The following is a 696-nucleotide window of genomic DNA, read 5'->3' as shown; positions in this document are numbered from 1 at the left end:
AAGCTGCATCTCGGTGGGATCGCGGTCTTGAAGCAGCTTGCCGAGGAATACGATCTGCATCTGGAGGGCGGTCTCGGGGCTGAGATTGTCGATCAGCCCGACCTCGCCGAGGGCCGCGCGGACCAGGCCTTCCATCTCCAGGGTAGGCAGCGACTCCGCGCCCGGAAACTGGGTGCGAGTCTCGGCGACGAAGCGAGCGACGTCGGTGGGGGAGTGAGCGGCGCCGAAGCGGTCGTTGACCGCGATGGCGAACGCTGCGCCGATCACCTGGTTCCCGCCGCGCCATCCGGAGGCCTCCAACCCGTCCAGGAGTTGGTCCACGGTGCCCCAGTCACGCCGCGCCATCGCGCGAATCAGGTCGCTGAACTCGGTCCGTACGCTCACGATCTCGTAACCTCGCTATTCCCTTGCGGATTGATTGAACGGAGCGGTGGACGGCGATGCTCGCCACCAACCCCACCACGACGAGGTGTCCCGCCGCATCCGGTGCTTCGTTGAGGAGACGCTGCCCAACCGTAGGGCCGACCGTCGGGGTTGTGGTGCCGGCTTGCTGCGCCCCTGGTGGGCCCTGCGGACCCCGAATGATCGTGAACGCTTCCCTGGCCGCCGCCACCGACTTTTGGGTGTTCTCCTGGACGTCTTCAACCTTCCTGGTCATCGTACTCAGGAAGGAGGCGACGTTCTTTCGTGCGGAAT

The 696-nt window shown here is 65.7% G+C and carries 1 protein-coding gene; it reads right to left on the bottom strand.

The window, feature by feature from the left end:
• Positions 1–384 (bottom strand): hypothetical protein (locus tag KBX08_RS33385; protein ID WP_210787730.1); only part of this gene is annotated, 384 nt, incomplete at its 3' end.
• Positions 385–696 lie beyond the last annotated feature (312 nt).

This window comes from Micromonospora sp. H61 (genome assembly GCF_018070325.1).
Lineage (GTDB): Bacteria > Actinomycetota > Actinomycetes > Mycobacteriales > Micromonosporaceae > Micromonospora > Micromonospora salmantinae.
This window is presented reverse-complemented; position numbering and strand designations above follow the sequence as displayed.